The sequence below is a fragment of the Actinomycetospora sp. CA-053990 genome (assembly GCF_050948445.1).
GTDB classification, from domain to species: Bacteria; Actinomycetota; Actinomycetes; order Mycobacteriales; family Pseudonocardiaceae; genus Actinomycetospora; species Actinomycetospora callitridis.
This window is the reverse complement of the sequence record NZ_CP192043.1, coordinates 2642701-2662103: the sequence shown is the minus strand read 5'-3', so window position 1 is coordinate 2662103 and position 19403 is coordinate 2642701. Positions and strand designations below refer to the sequence as shown.

The 19403-nt window shown below is 74.0% G+C and carries 20 protein-coding genes; 11 read left to right on the top strand and 9 right to left on the bottom strand.

The annotated features are described in order from the left end of the window. Positions 1-3: 3 nt before the first annotated feature. Both ACQPYN_RS13600 and ACQPYN_RS13595 read left to right on the top strand, forming a co-directional pair. Positions 4-381, top strand: coding sequence for a nitronate monooxygenase (locus ACQPYN_RS13600; RefSeq protein WP_433037673.1), 378 nt, complete (start codon positions 4-6; stop codon positions 379-381). Next, a complete protein-coding gene (locus ACQPYN_RS13595; RefSeq protein WP_433037671.1) occupies positions 291-1040 on the top strand; it encodes an NAD(P)H-dependent flavin oxidoreductase in 750 nt (249 codons plus the stop codon). Before ACQPYN_RS13600 ends, ACQPYN_RS13595 begins: the two co-directional genes overlap by 91 nt. A gap of 82 nt (positions 1041-1122) precedes the next feature. Here the strand turns inward: ACQPYN_RS13595 and ACQPYN_RS13590 are convergent, their stop codons facing one another. After that, positions 1123-1278, bottom strand: coding sequence for a hypothetical protein (locus ACQPYN_RS13590; RefSeq protein WP_274192176.1), 156 nt, complete (start codon positions 1276-1278; stop codon positions 1123-1125). Positions 1279-1335: 57 nt separating this feature from the next. On the opposite strand from ACQPYN_RS13590, the gene ACQPYN_RS13585 reads away from it, so the two are divergent. Continuing rightward, entirely contained in the window at positions 1336-1899 is a 564-nt protein-coding gene (locus ACQPYN_RS13585) for an NUDIX domain-containing protein (RefSeq protein WP_433037669.1), read from the top strand. A gap of 17 nt (positions 1900-1916) precedes the next feature. On the opposite strand, the gene ACQPYN_RS13580 is transcribed toward ACQPYN_RS13585, so the two are convergent. Next, positions 1917-2702 carry a proprotein convertase P-domain-containing protein gene (locus ACQPYN_RS13580; RefSeq protein WP_433037667.1) on the bottom strand — a complete coding sequence of 262 codons (786 nt, stop codon included), beginning with the start codon at positions 2700-2702 and terminating at the stop codon, positions 1917-1919. 221 nt (positions 2703-2923) lie between these two features. Between ACQPYN_RS13580 and icmF the strand changes: the two genes are divergently transcribed. After that, entirely contained in the window at positions 2924-6172 is a 3249-nt protein-coding gene (gene icmF / locus ACQPYN_RS13575) for a fused isobutyryl-CoA mutase/GTPase IcmF (protein WP_433037665.1), read from the top strand. Positions 6173-6190: 18 nt separating this feature from the next. Here the strand turns inward: icmF and ACQPYN_RS13570 are convergent, their stop codons facing one another. Continuing rightward, on the bottom strand, positions 6191-6820 hold the full coding sequence (locus ACQPYN_RS13570; protein WP_433037663.1) for an FMN-dependent NADH-azoreductase: 630 nt from the start codon (positions 6818-6820) through the stop codon (positions 6191-6193). A 99-nt stretch (positions 6821-6919) separates the two neighbouring features. Here ACQPYN_RS13570 and ACQPYN_RS13565 point away from each other — a divergent pair, with 99 nt between their 5' ends. Next, positions 6920-7399: a MarR family winged helix-turn-helix transcriptional regulator gene (locus ACQPYN_RS13565; protein ID WP_433037661.1), complete on the top strand. Its 480-nt coding sequence runs from the start codon at positions 6920-6922 to the stop codon at positions 7397-7399. Here the strand turns inward: ACQPYN_RS13565 and ACQPYN_RS13560 are convergent. Continuing rightward, positions 7382-8779, bottom strand: a complete 1398-nt coding sequence (locus ACQPYN_RS13560) for a wax ester/triacylglycerol synthase domain-containing protein (protein ID WP_433037659.1) — start codon at positions 8777-8779, stop codon at positions 7382-7384. The two genes, ACQPYN_RS13565 and ACQPYN_RS13560, sit on opposite strands and share 18 nt — an antisense overlap. Before the next feature lie 55 nt (positions 8780-8834). Here ACQPYN_RS13560 and ACQPYN_RS13555 point away from each other — a divergent pair, with 55 nt between their 5' ends. Next, positions 8835-9623 (top strand): helical backbone metal receptor, encoded by a 789-nt coding sequence (locus tag ACQPYN_RS13555; RefSeq protein WP_433037657.1) that lies wholly within the window; start codon positions 8835-8837, stop codon positions 9621-9623. Positions 9624-9644: 21 nt separating this feature from the next. On the opposite strand, the gene ACQPYN_RS13550 is transcribed toward ACQPYN_RS13555, so the two are convergent. Both ACQPYN_RS13550 and ACQPYN_RS13545 read right to left on the bottom strand, forming a co-directional pair. Further along, positions 9645-10331, bottom strand: a complete 687-nt coding sequence (locus ACQPYN_RS13550) for a hypothetical protein (RefSeq protein WP_433037655.1) — start codon at positions 10329-10331, stop codon at positions 9645-9647. A gap of 40 nt (positions 10332-10371) precedes the next feature. Then, positions 10372-11133 carry an SDR family NAD(P)-dependent oxidoreductase gene (locus ACQPYN_RS13545; protein ID WP_433037653.1) on the bottom strand — a complete coding sequence of 254 codons (762 nt, stop codon included), beginning with the start codon at positions 11131-11133 and terminating at the stop codon, positions 10372-10374. 63 nt (positions 11134-11196) lie between these two features. Between ACQPYN_RS13545 and ACQPYN_RS13540 the strand changes: the two genes are divergently transcribed. Further along, entirely contained in the window at positions 11197-12114 is a 918-nt protein-coding gene (locus ACQPYN_RS13540; protein ID WP_433037651.1) for an AEC family transporter, read from the top strand. Positions 12115-12167: 53 nt separating this feature from the next. On the opposite strand, the gene ACQPYN_RS13535 is transcribed toward ACQPYN_RS13540, so the two are convergent. After that, on the bottom strand, positions 12168-13430 hold the full coding sequence (locus tag ACQPYN_RS13535) for an MFS transporter (RefSeq protein WP_433037649.1): 1263 nt from the start codon (positions 13428-13430) through the stop codon (positions 12168-12170). 109 nt (positions 13431-13539) lie between these two features. Here ACQPYN_RS13535 and ACQPYN_RS13530 point away from each other — a divergent pair, with 109 nt between their 5' ends. From ACQPYN_RS13530 to ACQPYN_RS13520, 3 genes are read left to right on the top strand one after another with little or no spacing between them, the layout of a single operon-like run. After that, positions 13540-14463 (top strand): LysR family transcriptional regulator, encoded by a 924-nt coding sequence (locus ACQPYN_RS13530; RefSeq protein WP_433037647.1) that lies wholly within the window; start codon positions 13540-13542, stop codon positions 14461-14463. A 58-nt stretch (positions 14464-14521) separates the two neighbouring features. After that, on the top strand, positions 14522-15373 hold the full coding sequence (locus ACQPYN_RS13525) for a 3-hydroxyacyl-CoA dehydrogenase family protein (RefSeq protein WP_433037645.1): 852 nt from the start codon (positions 14522-14524) through the stop codon (positions 15371-15373). A 4-nt stretch (positions 15374-15377) separates the two neighbouring features. Next, entirely contained in the window at positions 15378-16181 is an 804-nt protein-coding gene (locus ACQPYN_RS13520; protein ID WP_433037643.1) for an SDR family NAD(P)-dependent oxidoreductase, read from the top strand. A gap of 408 nt (positions 16182-16589) precedes the next feature. On the opposite strand, the gene ACQPYN_RS13515 is transcribed toward ACQPYN_RS13520, so the two are convergent. After that, complete coding sequence (locus ACQPYN_RS13515; protein ID WP_433037641.1) at positions 16590-17108, bottom strand: methylated-DNA--[protein]-cysteine S-methyltransferase; 519 nt, start codon at positions 17106-17108, stop codon at positions 16590-16592. A 35-nt stretch (positions 17109-17143) separates the two neighbouring features. On the opposite strand from ACQPYN_RS13515, the gene ACQPYN_RS13510 reads away from it, so the two are divergent. Next, complete coding sequence (locus ACQPYN_RS13510; RefSeq protein WP_433037639.1) at positions 17144-18082, top strand: NADP-dependent oxidoreductase; 939 nt, start codon at positions 17144-17146, stop codon at positions 18080-18082. Between the two features lie 15 nt (positions 18083-18097). Here ACQPYN_RS13510 and ACQPYN_RS13505 read toward each other — a convergent pair whose 3' ends face one another. Continuing rightward, positions 18098-19396, bottom strand: a complete 1299-nt coding sequence (locus tag ACQPYN_RS13505) for an Nramp family divalent metal transporter (RefSeq protein ID WP_433037637.1) — start codon at positions 19394-19396, stop codon at positions 18098-18100. Between the last annotated feature and the right edge of the window lie 7 nt (positions 19397-19403).

Here is a 19403-nt window from a genome sequence, read left to right as displayed (position 1 = left end):
GGCGTGCCGGATCTGCCCTCTCTCGACGTCCCCGTCGTCGCCGCGCCGATGGCAGGCGGCCCGTCCACCCCTGCCCTCGTCGCCGCGGTCGGCGACGCCGGCGGGCTGGGGTTCCTGGCGGGCGGCTACCTGAGCGCGGACGCGTTCGACGAGCAGCTCGCCTCCTGTCGTGGCCGCCCCCTGGCCGCCAACCTCTTCCTGCCCGCGGACCCCGACCCCGACCCCGACGGGCGCGCCGCGGCGGTCGCCGCCTACGCCGAGGACCTGCGCGGCGAGGCCGAGCGGAGGGCGTGGCGCTGGGCGAGCCCCGCACCGACGACGACGCCGTCGACGCGAAGATCGCGGTGCTGGCGCGGCACCGCCCGGCGGTGGTGTCGGTGACCTTCGCGCTGCCCTCGCCCGCGCGGTTCGCGGCGCTGCGGGACACGGGCGCGGCGCTGATGGCCACGGTGACGTCGGTGGACGAGGCCCGGGCGGCCGCGGCGCAGGGCTTCGACGCGCTGTGGGTGCAGGGCGCCGAGGCCGGCGGGCACCGGGGCGTGCACCACGACGGCGGCGGCGACCCCGAGGCGGGCGCCGCGCCGCTCGCGCGCCTGCTCCCGGCGGTGCGCGCGGCGACGGACCTGCCGCTGTTCGCCGCGGGCGGGATCACCGACGGCGCCGGTGTGGCGCGGGTCCTCGCCGAAGGAGCGGTCGCCGCGGCGCTGGGCACCGCGTTCCTGGGCTGCCCCGAAGCCGGCACGTCGGCCACCCACCGGGCGGCCCTGCTGAGCTGGTCGCGCGACACCGTCGTCACCCGGGCCTTCACGGGGCGACCGGCGCGGGCGCTGGCCAACGCCTTCAGCGACGCGCACTCGGCGGCGGCTCCTCCGGCCTATCCGGAGCTGCACCACCTGACCCGGCCGCTGCGGGCCGCGGCGTCGGCGGCCGGGGACCCCGACGGACTGCACCTGTGGGCCGGGACCGGCTGGCGGGCCATCACCGAGGAACCGGCGGGCGAGATCGTCGCGCGGCTCGAGCGGGAACGCCGCGCGGCCTGAGAGGAGACCTCGGACGAAGCCGGGACGACGTGCGGCCCGTCCCCTGGGTACGGGGACGGGCCACCGGGATATCCGGGTCGAACTAGAAGTAGGTCTTGCGGCCACCCACGCCACGGCCGACGGCACCCAGGATCGTCAGCACGAGACCGACGACCGCGAGGATCGCGCCGATCGTGTAGAGGATCGAGATGCCGGTGACGGCCCCGATGATGATGAGGATGACGCCGAGAATGATCAACTTTTCTCCTTGGTGGTGCAGTGAGCAAGCCTTGGGGACTGCCAGTTACCCGGCCACATGAACGAGGACACTCCGCAACCGGACCATTCCTGGATCGTCCATTCGCGTCACACCGTCTACGACGGACGTACACTGAGTGTGCAAGTGGAGGACGTTACTGCGCCGGCCGGGGACCGATTCCGGCAGGATCGGGTAATAGTTCCCGCTGCGGCGGTTGCGCTCGTGCTCGACGGCGAGGACCGGCTCCTCGTCCTCCGCACGCACCGTCACGTGGTCGACCAGGACGGGTGGGAGCTCCCCGGCGGCGTCGTCGATCCGGGTGAGGATCCCATGACCGCGGCCTCGCGGGAAGCCGCCGAGGAGACCGGGTGGCGGCCCAGCGGTCCGGGGCGCACGCTCCTCGCGTTCGAGCCCCTGCCCGGCACCGCGGTCGCGCCGATGTCGGTGCACCTCTGGACCGGCGCGGTGCGCGGCGACGTCCCGCTCGACCCCCTCGAGCCGGGCCGGGCGCGGTGGATCCCGTTCGCCGAGGCCGTGCGTCTCACCCTGGCCGGCGAGATGCTCGGCGCCGGCTCGCTCGTCGGCGTCCTCGCCCTGCAGGCCGAGCGCACGGCGACGTGAGCCGAGGCGCCCGGAGCTCAGTCGCTCTGGACGGTCAGGCCCCAGCCGGTGAGCGTGCCCTGGTCGATGCCGACCCCGTCGACGACCTGCAGGCGCCACTCCCCGCCGGCGGCCTGGCCCACGAGCGGTGCGAGCGGGCTGCCCGGCGTCGCGCTGTCGAGGTCCACGGCGAGGTTCGGGTCGGCGCGGGTGCAGGTCGCCGGGTTCGCGACCTCGACCGGCGTGCCCTGGGGCGAGATCAGGGTGACCGTGAGGTCGCAGGTGTAGGGGTGCGTGATCGTCGCCTCGACGTGCACGTTCTGGACCGCGCCGGAGCCGTCGAGGGTGATCCCGCTGGTGACGCCCGCCGGGTCGGCGTCGGGGATCGCGACCGCGCCCGACGACACCCCGATCATCGTGCCGCCGCCGGAGAGCAGCACGACGGCGCCCACGATGCCGGCGACGACCACGAGGGCGATCCCGCCCAGCAGCCAGCCGATCCAGCCGCGCTTGCGGGGTGCGGGCGGCGGGCCGTAGCCCGCGCCCGGCATCGCGCTCGTGGGTGACTGGCCGGGTGGGCCGTAGCCGGGCTGGCCGAACCCCGCCGGGCCGTAGCCGGGCGGCGGGTAGCCGCCGGCCTGCCAGCCGGGAGCAGGCTGGCCCCACCCCTGACCCGGCGGCGCGTAGCCGGGTGGGGACGCCGGCGCTCGTCCGACGGCGGTGTCCTGAGCCGACTCCGGGAGCTGACCGACCACCTGGGTCGGACGCGACGAGGGGTCGCCCTCGGGGGCGGAGGAGCCGAACGGCGGGACGGTGGTGGTCATGGCGGTCTCCCGGGGAGGGCAGGGTGCGGGGGTCGCGCCCCGAGGGCGAGCCCGGAGCGCGTGGCACGCAGAGTAATCAGCTCCGGCTTTGCTGAGACCAGCCTTCACTCGTTCGGCGCAATGTCAGCTTCACTCCGTGAGTGATGCGCGTCGCTCGACGGCAAACACTTTGACGTCCTACTATTTGCGGCGAGGCCCGCCGACCCGTACTGCGAGGAACGATGACGGACGAGCTGTACGTCCCGACCCACCCGATCCGCTTCGTCACCGCCGCGAGCCTGTTCGACGGGCACGACGCGGCGATCAACATCATGCGGCGGATCCTGCAGCGGCAGGGCGCCGAGGTGATCCACCTCGGGCACAACCGCTCGGTCGACGAGGTGGTCACGGCCGCGATCCAGGAGGACGCGCACGGCGTCGCCATCAGCTCGTACCAGGGCGGGCACGTCGAGTACTTCAGCTACCTCGTGGACCTGCTGCGCGAACGCGGCGCGGGTCACGTGAAGGTCTACGGCGGCGGCGGGGGCGTCATCGTCCAGGACGAGATCGACCGCCTGCACGCCCACGGCGTCGAGCACATCTTCTCCCCCACCGACGGCCAGCGCATGGGCCTGCCGGGGATGATCAACACGATGATCCGGACCTGCGACGTCGACCTCGGCGCGCAGCCCCCGTCGAGCTGGGACGGTGTCTTCGCCGGCGAGCCGGCCACGCTCGCCCGCGCCCTCTCGGTGGCCGAGGCCGGGCAGCTGCCCGACGAGATCCGCACGCGCGCCGCGTCGACGCTCGAGGGTCGGCCCGTCCCGGTGCTCGGCATCACCGGCACCGGCGGGTCGGGCAAGTCGTCGCTGACCGACGAGCTCGTGCGCCGCTTCCGCCTCGACCAGGAGGACAAGCTCCGGATCGCGGTGCTGGCCGTCGACCCGACGCGGCGCAAGGGCGGGGGCGCGCTGCTCGGCGACCGCATCCGCATGAACTCCCTCGGCGGGCCGCAGGTCTACTTCCGCTCGATGGCCTCGCGCAGCCAGAAGGGGTCGAACTCGGGCGGCACGCTGCCGGAGCACCTCGCCGACGCGATCGCGCTGCTGCGCGCCTCGGGGGTCGACCTCGTCATCGTGGAGACCCCCGGCATCGGCCAGGGCGACGCCGGGATCGTCGACCACGTCGACGCGTCCCTGTACGTCATGACGCCCGAGTTCGGTGCCGCCTCGCAGCTCGAGAAGATCGACATGCTGGACTTCGCCGACGTCGTGGCGATCAACAAGTTCGAGCGCCGCGGCGCCGACGACGCCCGCCGGGACGTCGCCCGCCAGCTCGTCCGCAACCGCGACGCGTTCATCTCCTCGTGGGAGGACATGCCGGTCTACGGCACCAGCGCCGCGACCTTCCACGACGACGGCGTCACCGCGCTCTACGGGCACCTGCGCTCGATGCTCGCGGGGCTCGGCCTCTCGGTGGGCGACGGGCGCCTGACGATCCCCGACACGAAGACGTCGACCGACTACGCCGCCTCCATCCCGCCCGAGCGCGCCCGCTACCTCGCCGACATCGCCGGCACGGTGCGCGACTACCACCGCGGCACCGAGTCGATGGTCGCGGCCGCACAGAAGCGCCAGGCGCTGCGCCGGGCCACCGAGGCCCTCGGCGACCGCGACGCCGGCGTGCTGCCGGACGTGCTCGCCGAGGCGGAGCGCGACCTGCCGGGCGAGGCTGCGGCGCTGCTGGACGCCTGGCCCGCGACGGTGGAGGCCTACGCCGGCGACGAGATGGTCGTCCACGTGCGCGACAAGGAGCTGCGCACGCAGCTGACCCGCGAGACGCTCTCGGGCAACAAGGTCAACCGCGTCTCGCTGCCGCCGTACACCGCCGACGAGGAGATCCTGCGCTTCCTGCGGCGGGAGAACCTGCCGGGGTACTTCCCGTTCACCGCCGGGGTGTTCGCGTTCAAGCGCGAGGGCGAGGACCCGGCCCGGATGTTCGCCGGCGAGGGCGACGCGTTCCGCACCAACCGCCGGTTCCACTACCTCTCGCAGGACTCGCCGGCCAAGCGCCTGTCGACCGCGTTCGACTCGGTGACGCTCTACGGCCACGACCCGGCGACCCCGCCCGACGTCTACGGCAAGGTCGGCACCTCCGGGGTGTCGATCGCGTCGCTGGACGACATGAAGGTGCTCTACTCCGGGTTCGACCTGACCTCGCCGACCACCTCGGTCTCGATGACGATCAACGGGCCGGCGCCGGCGATCCTCGCCTTCTACCTCAACACCGCGGTCGACCAGCAGGTCGACGCGTTCACCGAGCGCGAGGGCCGCGCGCCGTCGGAGGACGAGCGCGCCGAGCTCGCCGCCCACGCGTTCCAGAACGTCCGCGGCACGGTGCAGGCCGACATCCTCAAGGAGGACCAGGGCCAGAACACCTGCATCTTCTCCACCGAGTTCTCGCTGCGGATGATGGCCGACATCCAGCAGTGGTTCATCGAGAACAAGGTCCGCAACTTCTACTCGGTGTCGATCTCCGGCTACCACATCGCCGAGGCCGGGGCGAACCCCATCAGCCAGCTGGCCTTCACGCTGGCGAACGGCTTCACCTACGTCGAGTCCTATCTCGCGCGCGGGATGGACATCGACGATTTCGCCCCGAACCTGTCGTTCTTCTTCTCGAACGGCATGGACGCGGAGTACTCCGTGATCGGCCGCGTGGCCCGACGCATCTGGGCGGTCGCGATGCGGGAGCGCTACGGCGCCAGCGAGCGCAGCCAGAAGCTGAAGTACCACGTGCAGACCTCGGGAAGGTCGCTGCACGCGCAGGAGATGAACTTCAACGACATCCGCACGACGCTCCAGGCGCTGTGCGCGCTCTACGACAACGCGAACTCCCTGCACACCAACGCCTATGACGAGGCCGTCACCACCCCGTCGCAGGAGTCGGTGCGCCGCGCGCTGGCCATCCAGCTGATCATCAACCGCGAGTGGGGCCTCTCGATGAACGAGAACCCGCTGCAGGGGTCGTTCGTCATCGACGAGCTGACCGACCTCGTCGAGGAGGCCGTGCTCAAGGAGTTCGACTCGATCGCCGAGCGCGGCGGCGTGCTGGGCGCCATGGAGACCGGCTACCAGCGCGGCAAGATCCAGGACGAGTCGATGCTGTACGAGTCGCGCAAGCACGACGGCACGCTGCCGCTGGTGGGCGTCAACACCTTCCTGCCCCCCGAGGACGCCGAGCAGGAGGCGCCGGAGCTCGAGCTCTCCCGCGGCACCGAGGAGGAGAAGAACTCGCAGCTGCAGCGCGTCGAGGACTTCCAGTCGCGGAACGCCGACGCCGCCCCCGAGGCGCTGCGCCGGCTCCAGGACGCGGCCACCTCGGGCGGCAACGTCTTCGCCGAGCTCGTCTCCGCCGCCCGTGTCTGCACCCTGGGCCAGCTCACCGACGCGTTCTTCGAGGTGGGCGGGCAGTACCGCCGCTCGATGTAGTCAGGTGCGCTCCGCACCTCAGGACGCCACGAGCCACGTCCCCGCGGTCTCGTGGGCCTGGGCGCGCACGCGGGCGGCCAGGGGGCGCAGCTCGGCCATCGCCGGCACGGTGTCGGCGAGGGTCAGCTCGGCCTCGATGACCGTGACGTCGCCGCCCCACACGTCGCCGAGGATCCGGACCAGCCAGCCGGTGCCGTGGTCCCAGCCCTCGCGCGGGGTGCCGGGCCCGTAGCCGCCGCCGCGCGAGACCACCAGTGCGACGGGGCGCCCGGCGAGCGGCTGGTTCCCGGGCGCGAAGCGCGGGTCGGTGATGAGCACGTCCACCCACGCCTTGAGGTGGGCGGCGATGCCGAAGTTGTAGAGGGGCGAGCCGATGACGAGCGCGTCGGCGGCGACGACCTCGTCGGCCAGCTCGCCCACCAGGGCGACCGCCGCGCGCTGCTCGGGTGTGCGGTCGGCCTCCGGCGTCGCGCCGGCACCCATGGCCGTCGTCCAGAGGTCGACGGGCAGGGGTTCGCGGCCGACGTCGCGCCGGACGACCGTCCTCCCCGGGTGCTGCTCGAGCCACGTCTGCTCGACGGTGTCGGCGACCTCGCGGCTCACCGAGCCCTCGGTGCGGATGCTGCTGTCCAGGCGGAACAGGGACATGGGGACGACCTCCGGATCGCGACGTGCTGTCGCTTAGATGTTCTGCTCGACAGACTATCGTGTCAACAGAAGGGTGGTGAGATCGCGTATCGTGAGACCGTGGCCACTCCGCAGCGCGTCGAGTCCGACCTCGGCTGGGCGCTCGGCCGGGTCGCCCGCGCTCACCTGCGGGTGGCGCAGGAGCAGGTCGCGGGCCTGCCCGGGGGCCCGCGCGGCTACCAGGTGCTCGTCGCGGCGGCGCGCGAGGAGTCGAGCACCCAGCTCGCGCTGGCCCAGAAGCTCGGCGTCGACCGCACGGTGATGACCTACCTGATCGACGAGCTGCAGGCCGCGGGCCTCGTCGAGCGCCGTCCCGACCCGGCCGACCGCCGGGCCCGCCGCGTGGTGCTCACCGAGGCCGGCGGCGCGCGCCTGTGCGACCTCGAGCGCCGGCTGCGCGAGGCCGAGCAGCACGTCCTCGCCCCGTTGACGCCCGAGGAGCAGGACGTCCTGCGCGGCCTCCTGCAACGCGTGGCCGAGGTGGACCCGGACACCGCGTCGGCCTGCGAGGTCGCCCGCGATCTAAGCCAGGAGTGCTGAGAGCTCCCCGTCGAGCGCGGCCAGGAAGCGGTCGACGCCCTCGGCGCCGCCCAGCACGGCGTCGTCCGCCGCGATCCCGAGACGCACGCGGCCCGCGTAGCTCAGGATGCTCACGCCCAGCGCGAGCTGCCCGGAGCACGGCACCCAGAACAGCAGGTCGCGCACGCGCGTCCCGGCGATCTCGAGCTCCCGGACGGGACCCGGGACGTTCGTGATGATGAGGCTCGCGGCCTCGGCGTAGCGACGCACGAGGCCCTGGGTCCAGGCGGCGCGGCCGTGGCCCGCCGTGGCGATGCCGATGAAGGTCGCCAGGGCCTGGTTGGTCCGCTTGATCGAGGACATCACGCGGTGCATCCGCTCCACGCGGCGGCCCGGGTCCGGCTCGTCGGTGGGGATGGTCGGGAGCACGAGGCCGAACTCGTTGCCCAGCCAGTGCGACACCGGGCGGTCGAGGCGGCGCAGGTTGGTCGGCATCACCGCACGCAGGCGGGGACTGTCCTCGCCCAGGTACTCCCGCAGCGCGCCCGAGATCGCCGCGCACAGCACGTCGTTGACGCTCGCCCCGTGCTCCTTGCCGACGGCCTTGACCGCATCGAGGTCGACGGCCCGGGTCCAGCGGGCGGACTTCGCGGTGCCCAGCTCGCCCTGCAGCGCGGTCTCGGCCTCGGCGGGCGGGCGGACGATGAGCGCGGTCGAGTGCCCGATCGCGCTGCCCGTCGCGGCGAGCTCCTCGCGGCCCTCCGGACTCGGCCAGCGGGCGACCGTGCGCCCCAGCCGCGAGAGCCGCTGCGGGAGCTCCCGACGGACGAGCCGGACGTCGCGGACCCCGCGGCGGCGCTTCGGGGGCGCGGCGTAGGCCACCGGGGTGCCCTCGTCGGTGCCGGGCGGGTCGTCGGCGAGGGCGTGGAAGAGGTGGTTGAGCGCGACGCCGTCGGCGAGCCCGTGGTGGATGCTCACGAGCACCGCGGAGCCGTCCTCGCCCGCGCCCTCCGCCCCGCGGTAGCCGGTGAGCACGTGGATCGCCCACCAGGGCCGGTCGGTCGGCAGCGGGCGCGACATCAGGGTGCCGACGTGCGCGGCCAGCGCGGCGTCGTCGCCCGGCGCGGCGAGGTCCACCGTGTCGACGTGCGCGGCGAGGTCGGGCTCGTCGTCGACCCACCGGACCGGACCGAGACCGCCGGCGGGCCAGGTCGGCCGCTGCCGGAAGCCCGGGTAGACCGCGACCCACCGCTGCGCCACCCGCTCGCGCACCGTCGCGACGTCCACCGGTCCGTCGCAGAACAGCACCCCGTGCACGACCATGCGGTTCGTCGGCTGCTCGAGCTGCAGCCAGGCCGTGTCGATGCCCGACGCCCAACGGTCCACGGTGCCTCCGGTCACGGGGAAGATGGCGGTACCGACGGTATCGGATGACTTCGGGTGGCACCCTGGGGGCATGGACGTCGTCGACGATCAAGACCGCCGCGTCGGGCTCCCCGACTCCGTCGACCGGGTGGTCAGCCTCGTCCCCTCGCTCACCGAGGCGCTCGCCGTGACCGCCCCGGGCCTCCTCGTGGGCGCGACCGACTGGTGCACCCACCCCGACGACCTCGACGAGCACGGGGTCACGCGCGTGCGGGGCACGAAGAACCCCGACATCGAGACGATCGTCGCGCTGCGCCCGGACCTCGTGCTGGCCAACGCCGAGGAGAACAAGCCCGAGGAGCTCGACAAGCTCCGCGAGGCCGGCGTCGCCGTGTACGTCACCGACATCCGGACGGTCGACGGCGCGCTGCGCTCGCTGGAGCGGATGCTCGCCGCCTGCGGCCTCGAGCGGCCCGCGTGGATCGACGGCGCCCGGGCCGCGTGGGACACCCTGCCGCTGCCCGACGGCCCGCGCCGCGCCGTCGTGCCGATCTGGCGCAAGCCGTGGATGGCGGTCGGCTCGGACACCTTCACCGGCGCCGTGCTCGCCCGTCTCGGCATCGAGAACGTGCTCGGCGACAGCCCGGAGCGCTACCCCCGGTTCGACCCGGCGGACCTGCCGGCGCACGACCTCGTCGTGCTGCCCGACGAGCCGTACCGCTTCACCGCCGACGACGGACCCGAGTCGTTCGCGGCCCCGTCCGCGCTGGTCAGCGGGCGGTTGCTCACCTGGTACGGGCCGAGTCTGCTCGAGGCCGCGCGGGTGCTGCCGGCCGCCCTGGCCGCCGCGGAGACGACGGGGGCCGGCGCGGCGCCGTGACCCGCCTCAGGCCCTCGTGGGTCAGGCCGAGGACGCCGCCCGGCGGACCTCCTCGTGGGAGCCCTCGATCTCGATGCGCGCGAGCGCCCCGGCGAGGCGGCCGACCTTCTCGGCGCCGCCGCCGTAGCGCGCGAGGTCGTCGGCGGACTCCCCCAGCCCGAGGGTCGACGCCGCGCGCAGGGCCCGATCGTCGGCGAACGGGGAGACCTCGTCCCAGAGCACCTGCACCTCGCGCAGGAAGACGTCGGCGACAGCGTCGTCGACGCCGGGCAGGTCGGTGAGCAGCGCGCGCTCCCGGCCGGGGTCCTGCCCGGCCTCCTCGCGCAGGCGGCGCAGGTCGCCGTCCCAGGTGTCGCGGACGGCCACCGCGAGCGCCCGCAGCGTCCCGGCGTCGCCGGAGGCGCTGTCGTCGCCGTCGGCCCGGTCGTCGCCCTCGACGGCCGCACCCAGCTCCTTGGCCACGTCCTGCTCGTCCGCGTCCGCGAGGTCGGCGGCGGTGTGCCACCGGTTGGTCACCTCGTGCGCGGCCCGGGCCACCTCCGTGGTCTCGCCGCGCGGCGCCACGAGGACGGCGGTGACCAGCAGGTCGAACAGCCCCGCGGGGTTGTTCGTGCGCCGGAGACCGATCTCCTCGGCGAACCCCCGGCCCTCGCGCTCGAGCACCGCCCGGGCGATCTGCTTCTGCTCCTCGTCGAGAGTGTCGTCCATGGCCACGGAGGTACCCGGCGCGGGAGCCGCGGCGAACCCCTCAGGTCTGCGTGACGCCGCCGTCGACCGTGATCGTGGTGCCCGTGACGTAGGACCCCGCGTCGGAGACGAGGAAGACCAGGGCCGCGGCGAGCTCCTGCGGATCCCCGATCCGCCCGGCGAGGACGCGCGGCATCATCTTCTCGAGGTAGCCCTCGGCGTAGCTGTCGGTCATCTCCGAGGTGAAGAAGCCGGGCGCGAGGGCGTTCACGCGGATGCCCTTGCGCGGGGTCCACTGCTGGGCCAGGTCGCGGGTGAGGCCGATGAGCCCGGCCTTCGACGCGGAGTACGCGGCCTGCGGGAGCCCGGCGGTGGTGAGCGCGAGGATGCTGGAGACGTTGACGATGCTGCTGCCGGGCTGCATCACCTTCCCGGCCGCCTGCGCCATCCAGTAGCAGCCGTTGAGGTTGACGTCGATGACCTCGCGGAACTGCTCCGGGGTCTCCTTCGTCGCGGGGTAGGCGGTGCCGAGGCCGGCGTTGTTGACCAGGATGTCGACGCGCCCGAACTCGCTCATCCCGGCGTCCACGAGCGCCTGGCAGTCCTCGGGCTTGGCGACGTCGGTGCCCACGGCGACCACGCGGCGACCGAGCGCCTCGACGGCCTTGCGCGTGTCCTGCAGCTTCTCGGTGCGCCGGGCGCCGAGCACGACGTCGGCGCCCGCCTCGGCGAGCGCGGTGGCGAAGACCGCCCCCAGCCCGGAGGACGCGCCGGTGACCACGGCGACGCGGTCGTCGAGTCGGAAGCGATCGAGGATGCCCATGGTCACAGGACCGTAGGGCACGTCCGCCCGCTCGCGCTCCTAGGCTCGGGCGGTGATCGCCGGGTGAGCGGGGTGCTCGAGGGCTTCCTCGTCATCGCGGTGATCGTGGCCGTCGGGCTGCTCGTCGGGCGGCTCGGGCTGCTGCCCGACTCGGCCACCGAGACGCTCTCGCGCACGGCGTTCTTCGTCGCCACCCCGGCGCTGCTCTACGTCACGCTCCTGCGCGCCGACGTGGCGCGGGTGCTCTCGACGGGCCTGGTGGTCACCGCGCTCGCGGCGCTGACGGTGTGCGCGCTCTACGTGCCGGTCGGGATGCTGCGACGCCGGCCGGTCGGCGAGACCGTGGTCGGGTCGATGGCCAGCGGCTACCTCAACGCCGGCAACCTCGGGCTCCCGATCGCCACCTACGCGCTGGGCAGCGCCGCCGAGATCGCGCCGTCGCTGATCTTCCAGCTCGCCGTGCTGACGCCGACGTACACCACGCTGCTCGACGTCGTCGCCACGCACCGGCGCGGCGAGCGGCCCGGGGTCGCCGGGTCGCTGCTGGCCCCGCTGCGCAACCCGTTGCTGCTGGCCACGGCCGCAGGCCTCGGCTGCAACCTCGCCGGTCTCCGGCCGCCCGAGGGGCTGCTCGCGCCGATCGAACTGCTGGCCGACCTGGCGGTGCCGGCGATGCTGCTGGCGTTCGGGCTGTCGCTGGCGCACGCCCAGCGGCCGGGTCGTGACGACGACGTCGTGTGCCTGTCGGCGGTGATCGTGCTCAAGAACCTCGTGCACCCGGTGCTGGCCTGGGCCATCGGGTCGGCGTTCGGGCTGAGCGGCCCGGCGCTGCTCGCGGTGGTCGTGAGCGCCGCCCTGCCGACCGCGCAGAACGTCTTCGGCTACGCCGTGCGCTTCGACACCGGCGTGGCCCTGGCGCGCGACGCCGCGCTGCTCACGACGTTCCTGAGCGTGCCGGTGCTGCTGGTCGCGGCGCTCTGATGCCCCGTGAGTGAAGTTCCCGGCTATAGCCGGGAACTTCACCCACGGAGGGGTCAGGCGGCGGCGAGGGCGGGCTGGGGCGCGGGCTGGGGCGCGGGCTCCGGCTGGGGCTCGATGAAGGGCTCCGGCTCGGGCACGGCTACCGGCTCGCGGGACTCGCGGCGGCGGCCGCGGACCTCGAGGCCGCCGGAGAGCCCGAGCACCGCGAGGCCGACCACGGCGAGGACCGCGCCGACGAGGGCGGGCGCGAGGTAGCCCAGGCCCGCGGCGATCACCATGCCGCCGAGCCAGGCGCCCAGGGAGTTCGCGACGTTCGACGCCGACTGGATCGCCGCCGACGCCATGGTCGGCGCGTCGCCGACGAGGTCGAGGATGCGCGTCTGGATCGCCGGGCCCAGGGCCAGCGAGAACATGCCGGCGCCGAAGAGCGAGAGCACCGCGAGCACCGGGTGGTGCACGGTGACGACGAAGCTGACGAGCACCCCGGCCAGCGCGACCAGGCAGACGTAGAGGGTGGACATCGGGGCGCGGTCGGCGGCGCGCCCGCCGAGCACCGAGCCGGCGGTCATGCCCAGGCCGACCACCGCGAGCAGCAGGGTGACCGTGGCGGTGGAGAAGCCGCCGACCTCGGTGAGCATCGGGGAGACGTAGCTGTAGCAGGCGAACATCGCGCCGAAGCCGAAGATCACCGCGGCGAGCGAGAGCACGACCTGGGGGTGGCGCAGGGTCCGGACCTCGCGGGTCAGGGCGCCGGGGCCGGTGGCGCTCGGGTCGGCGCGGGGGACGAACGCGGCGACGGCGGCGACGGCGACCAGGCCGATGACGCCGACGACGGCGAAGGTCGCGCGCCACCCGGCCTCCTGGCCGAGCAGCGTGCCCAGCGGGACGCCGACGACGTTGGCGATCGTGAGCCCGAGGAACACCCGGGAGACCGCGGTGGCGCGCCGGTCGCGGCCGACCATGGAGGCGGCGGCCACCGAGGCGGCGCCGAAGAACGCACCGTGCGGCAGACCGGTGAGGAAGCGGACGGCGAGCAGCGACGTCATGCCCGGCGCGAGCGCCGAGAGCAGGTTGCCGACGGCGAACACGCTCATGAGGCCGATGAGGACGGGGCGGCGGGGCAGTTTCACGGTCGCGGCGGCGAGCAGGGGCGCGCCGACGACGACGCCGGCGGCGTAGGCCGAGATCAGGTGGCCGGCGTCGTTGATCGGGACGCCGAGGTCGCCCGCGACTTGGGGCAGCAGGCCCATGATCACGAACTCGGTGGTGCCGATGCCGAAGGTGCCCAGGGCTAGGGCGAGCAGGGCGAGAGGCACGGGAGCTCCTCGAGGGGACGTGCGTGGGGTTTTCCGTTCGTCGTCCACGGTTCGTGCGCTGGCGCCATAAGTCGAAGAAGATGCGAGCCGCAACGCATAAGCTGAACTGATGCCGACGCTGCGCCAGCTCGAGTCCTTCGTCGCCGTCGTCGACGAGGGATCGTTCACGCGGGCCGCTGACCGGCTGTTCGTCACCCAGCCGGGCCTCTCGCAGCAGATCGCGGCGCTCGAGAAGGAGCTGGGTGGGTCACTCTTCAGCCGCCTGCCGCGTGCGGTGGCTCTCACCCCGACCGGGCGGGCGCTCCTCCCCCACGCCCGCGCCGCGGTCACCGCTGCCGAGCGCGGGAACGCCGCGGCGCGCCAGGTCACCGGCTCCGAGGGCGGCGAGCTGCGCATCGCGTGCGTCTACTCGGTGAGCCTCGGCCTGCTGCCCGGCGTCCTGCGGCGCTGGCGTGCCGAGAACCCGGACGTCACCGTGCGCCTGTTCGAGCACCGCCACGGCGACACGCTCGCCACCGCCGTGCGGGAGGGGCAGGCCGACGTCGGCGTCGGCCCGGTGCCGCCGCAGTGGCGCGGGCGCCAGCGCAGCCTCGGCACCGAGGAGATGGTGGTGCTGCTCCCGCCGAACCTCGGGGCCGACGACGTCATGTCCCCCGCGGGAGGCGAGATCGCCCTGAGCCGCCTCGAGCACGTGCCGTGGGTGCAGTACGCGCCGGACCACGCGCTGGCCGACGTGCTGATCGACGCCTGCGAGCGGGCGGGCTACCGGCCCCGGGTCGCGGTGCGCACCGAGCAGACCGCGGTCGCCCCGCTGCTCACCTCGGCGGGGATCGGGCCCAGCCTGGTGCCCGCGGCGATCGTCCCGCCGGTGTTCGCGGGCACGATCGCGCGACCGGTGCCCAGCGCCGACCGCGAGCTCGCCGCCTACACCGGGGCCGAGCCCGACGCCCTGACCACGCGGTTCGTGGGCCTCGTGGCCCGCGCCGCGGTCCTGATGCCCGACCACGTGGCGTCGGCGCTGTCGCGCTCGTGATCGGGTGTCCGTGCTAAGACACCCACAAGCACCCACCACCTCCGGAGGTCACAGCACCGTGGATTCTCGCCCGACGACGGCCGTCATCGGCGGCGGGACGATGGGCGCCGGCATCGCCCACGTCCTGCTCGCCGCCGGCTCCCCGGTGGTCCTGGTGGAGGCCGACGCGGCCCGCGTGGACGCGGCGCGCCAGGCGGTGGAGGCGAGCGTCGACGGCGCGGAGAAGCGCGGCAAGCTCCCCGAGGGCACCTCGCGCGACGACCTGCTCGCCCGCCTGACGCTGCGCACGTCCGTCGACGAGCTCCCCGACGACACCGCGCTGGTGATCGAGGCCGTGCCCGAGCGCGTCGACCTCAAGCAGACCGTGCTCGGCGGCGCCGCCCGCGCGTGCCCCGCCGCGGTCCTGGCGTCCAACACGTCGTCGCTGTCGATCGGCGCGATCGCCGCCGACCTGCCCGGCGACCGCGTCATCGGCATGCACTTCTTCAACCCGGTGCCGGCGCAGAAGCTCGTCGAGCTGGTGGTGCACCCCGGGACGTCGGAGGAGACGACCGCGGAGACCCGCGGCTGGGTCGAGGCGGTGGGCAAGACCGCGATCGTCGTCAACGACGCCCCCGGCTTCGCGACCTCGCGCCTCGGTCTCACCGTGGGGCTCGAGGCCATCCGCATGGTCGAGGAGGGCGTCGCGAGCCCGGAGGACATCGACACCGGCATGCAGCTCGGCTACCGCTGGCCGATGGGCCCGCTGCGGCTCACCGACGTCGTCGGGCTGGACGTGCGCCTCGCCATCGCCGAGCACCTCACCGGCGAGCTCGGCCCGCGGTTCACCCCGCCGCAGCTGCTGCGCGACAAGGTCGAGCGCGGCGAGCTCGGGCAGAAGTCCGGGCGCGGCTTCTACGACTGGAGCTGACCCGATGGATCTCGGACTCGCCGGCCGCGTCGCGATCGTCACCGGCGGCTCGCGCGGCATCGGGCTGGCCTGCGCCCGGCAGCTGGCCACCGAGGGCGCCCACGTGGTGCTCGTGGCCCGCGGCGCCGAGGCGCTCGAGCACGCCGCCGGGCGGGTGCGGGCCGCCGGGCCCGCGACGACGGTGCTGCCGATCACCGCCGACACCACCGACGACGCGTCGGTCCGGGCGATGGTCGAGCGGGCGGTGAGCGAGCTCGGCGGGGTCGACGTGCTGGTCAACGCCGCCGCTCCGCCTGCCGGCGGGGGTCCGGTGCCGCCGCTGGCCGAGCTCACCGACGAGGCCGTGCTCGACGCCGTCGACACCAAGGTCGTCGGTTACCTGCGCACCGCGCGCGCCGTCGCCCCGCACATGACCGCGCAGGGCTGGGGCCGGATCGTCAACGTCTCGGGGCTCAACGCGCGGCGCACCGGCTCGATCGCGGGGACGGTCCGCAACGTGGGCGTCGCGGCGCTCACGGCCAACCTCGCCGACGAGCTCGGGCCCCGCGGGATCGGCGTCGTGGTGGTCCATCCGGGCTACACGGAGACCGAGAGGACCACCGGGATGGTGGCCGACCGGATGGCCGCCACCGGGCGCTCCGAGGACGAGGTCCGGGCCGAGCTGGCCGCCGGGACCAGCCTGCGCCGCATCATCACCGCCGACGAGGTGGCCGACGTCGTCGTCTTCCTGGCCTCGCCCCGCGCGATCGCGGTGACGGGCGACGCGATCGGCGCGGGCGGCGGCGAGCGGGGCGTCGTGCACTACTGAGGTGCCGAGACAGCAACGAACGGGCGGTTCGCTGCTTCTACGCGGACGAACTCCCCGTTGATCACGAGCACTGACCGACCCCACACGTACGAACCGGCGCCCCCCTCGAAGGGGGACGCCGGCTCGTATCTGGGAGGAAGTGTCAGCTCGGGACCCGCACGGTCCCGGTCGTCCCACCGTCCGCTTGTCTCGCCCAGCGGCGTGGAGTCTGGTGTGGATCAGCTCCCCTGCGCGGTACGGCGCGGGGTCGACCGGGTCCTCGTGATGCGGTGCGGGGTATTCCCTGCGTCCAATCCATCACCTCTTCCCGGTCATCCAACTGGGTCATGTGCGCGGTGCGCTCATCCCTCAGCTCGTGTGATCAGCACCACAGCGACACCTCTGAACATACTCGCGCGAGGGGTGCGGTCAAGGGGTCCCACGCTCCATGGCCAGGAGCAAACGCTTGCGTTGGATACCGGGTCCCCCACCCGAGGGAACCCCCGCCGCGGTCAGGACGCGATGGCACGGGACGAGCAGGCTCACCGGGTTCCGGGCGTTCGCGGTGCCCACCGCCTGGGCCGCGCGCGGGCTCCCGATCGCCGCCGCGAGCGCCCCGTACGTGGTCGTCGCGCCGTAGGGCACCTCGCGCAACGCGTCCCAGACGGCCCGGGCGAACGGGGTGCCGGGAGGGTCGGCGGGCAGCGTGAACGTGCGCCGCTCCCCGGCGAAGTACTCGGCGAGCTCCCCGGCGAGGTCGTCCAGCGCCCCGCAGGCGCCGTCGTCGGGCTCGCCGAAGGCCGGGTCGGGGTCACGGCCGGGGCGGTGGCGGCTGCGCTGGTCGTGGACGTGCAGGCCGCGCACGGCGCCGACCTCGTCGTCCCAGGTCAGGGTCAGCGGCCCGAGGGGGCTCTCGATCACGCGGAAGCGTCGCGAGGGTGCCGTCACGCGTCCTGGTCTACCCACCCGGGTAGGTCCTGATCGTGCGTGCCATCGGAGTGAACTCATACGGAGGGCCCGAGGCCCTCGAGGTCGTCGAGCTGCCCGAGCCCCACGCCGGGCCCGGCGAGGTCCGGCTGCGCGTGCGGGCGGCGGCGGTGAACCCCACCGACACCCTCGCGCGCGACGGGACGCGGGCCGAGCGCCAGCGGAAGGACCCGCCGCCGTACGTGCCCGGCATGGACGCGGCCGGCGAGGTCGACGAGATCGGCGAGGGCACCGACACCGAGCTCCACCTCGGCGACGCCGCGATGGCGGTGGTCGTCCCCGACGGGAGCCACGGGGCGTACGCCGAGTACGTCGTGGTGCCGGCCGCGTCGGCCGTGCGGGCGCCGTCGGGGACCTCGGCCGTCGAGGCGGCGACGCTGCCGATGAACGCGATGACCGCGCGCCTCGCGCTCGACACCCTCGCGCTGGCGCCCGGGCAGACGCTCGCCGTCACCGGCGCGGCCGGCGCGCTCGGGGGCTACGTCGTGCAGCTCGCGAAGGCCGACCGGCTCACCGTCGTCGCCGACGCCTCCGAGGGCGACGAGTCGCTGGTGCGCGGGCTCGGCGCCGACGTCGTCGTCCGGCGCGGCGACGACGTGGCCGCGCGCATCCGTGAGAGCCAGCCGGGCGGGGTGGACGCGCTCGTCGACGGGTCGCTGCAGGGCGACGCGCTGCTCGACGCGGTCCGCGACGGCGGGAAGATCGCCACCGTGCGCGGTCACCGCGGCGCCGACGAGCGCGGCATCACCTGGCACCCGGTGCTCGTGCGCGACGTCGCGACCGACCACGCCGCGCTGGACGTCCTGCGCCGTCAGGTCGAGGAGGGCGTGCTGACCCCGCGCGTCGCCGATGCGATCCCGGCCGAGCAGGCGCCCGAGGCCCACCGCCGCCTCGAGGCCGGCGGCGTCAGGGGGCGCCTGGTCCTGACGTTCTGATCACGCACGAAGCACTCAGCCGAACGTGTCCACCAGCTCCGAGGCGCAGAGGACGAGGAAGAGCACCGCGGCGCCGGTCAGCAACGTCGTCGACAGCCAGCCGTTGCGCCACTCGCGCGGGGCCCGCTTGCTGCCGAGCAGCCACAGCAGCGTGATCGCCAGGAACGGCATGAAGAACGCCCCGAGCGCGCCGTAGGCGACGATCAGGACGAACGGGCGGCCGAGGAACAGCAGGATCATCGGCGGGAACGTCAGCCACAGCAGGTAGGCCCGGTACGGGACGCTGCGGGTCGCGTCCTCGCTGAGCTGCCCGGCGGCGGCGAGCTCCTCGGGCGTGCGGGCGACGGCCTCGCGCCGGGTGCGGACGAAGTCGGTGACCATGAGGCTCACGCCCTGCCACACCCCGAGCAGGGACGAGAACGACGTCGCGAAGAACCCGACGAGGAACAGGGTCGCGATCACCGGGCCGAAGCGCTGCCGGAGGATCTCGTCGAGGTCGAGCAGGCCGCGGTCGCTCTCGACCAGCGCGATGTTCGCGGTGTAAAGCAGCTCGGCGCCGACCACCAGCATCGCCGCCACGAAGATCCCCGTGGTGATGTAGGCGACGCGGTTGTCGAGGCGCATCACGCGCATCCACGAGCTGTCCCGCCAGCCCTTGGCGTTGATCCAGTAGCCGTAGGCCGCCATCGTCACGGTGCCGCCGACGCCGCCGACGAGGCCGAGGGTGTAGACGGCCGAGCCCGACGGCAGCACGGGGAGCAGGCCCGCGAGCATCGCCGGGACGTCCGGGAGCACCAGGATCGCCAGGCCGACCACCACCACGAACATGACGCCGACCAGCGCCGTCATGATCTTCTCGAAGATCGCGTACGACCCGAACCAGACGAGCACCAGGCCCAGCAGCCCGCACGGGATCCCCCACGCCGGGATCGAGCCGCCGAACATCGCCGCGAGCGGCAGCGCCGACGACGTCATCGCCGTCGCGCCGTAGACGAAGCCCCAGATGACGACGTAGACGACGAAGTACACCGTCGTCCAGGGCCCCAGCGACCGCCAGCCCGCGAAGATCGTCGAGCCCGTCGCGAGGTGCCAGCGTCCCGTCGCCTCCGCCAGCGAGATCTTCACGACGACCCCGAGGACCACGGCCCACAGCAGCGTGTAGCCGAACTCCGACCCGGCGACGAGCGTGGCGGCCAGGTCGCCCGCCCCGACGCCGGTCGCGGCCACGACGATGCCCGGGCCGACGATGCTCCAGCGGCGGGTCGGCTGCTGCGCGGCGGTGGTGTCGGTGTCGTCCGTCCCCCGATCGGTCATACGGGGC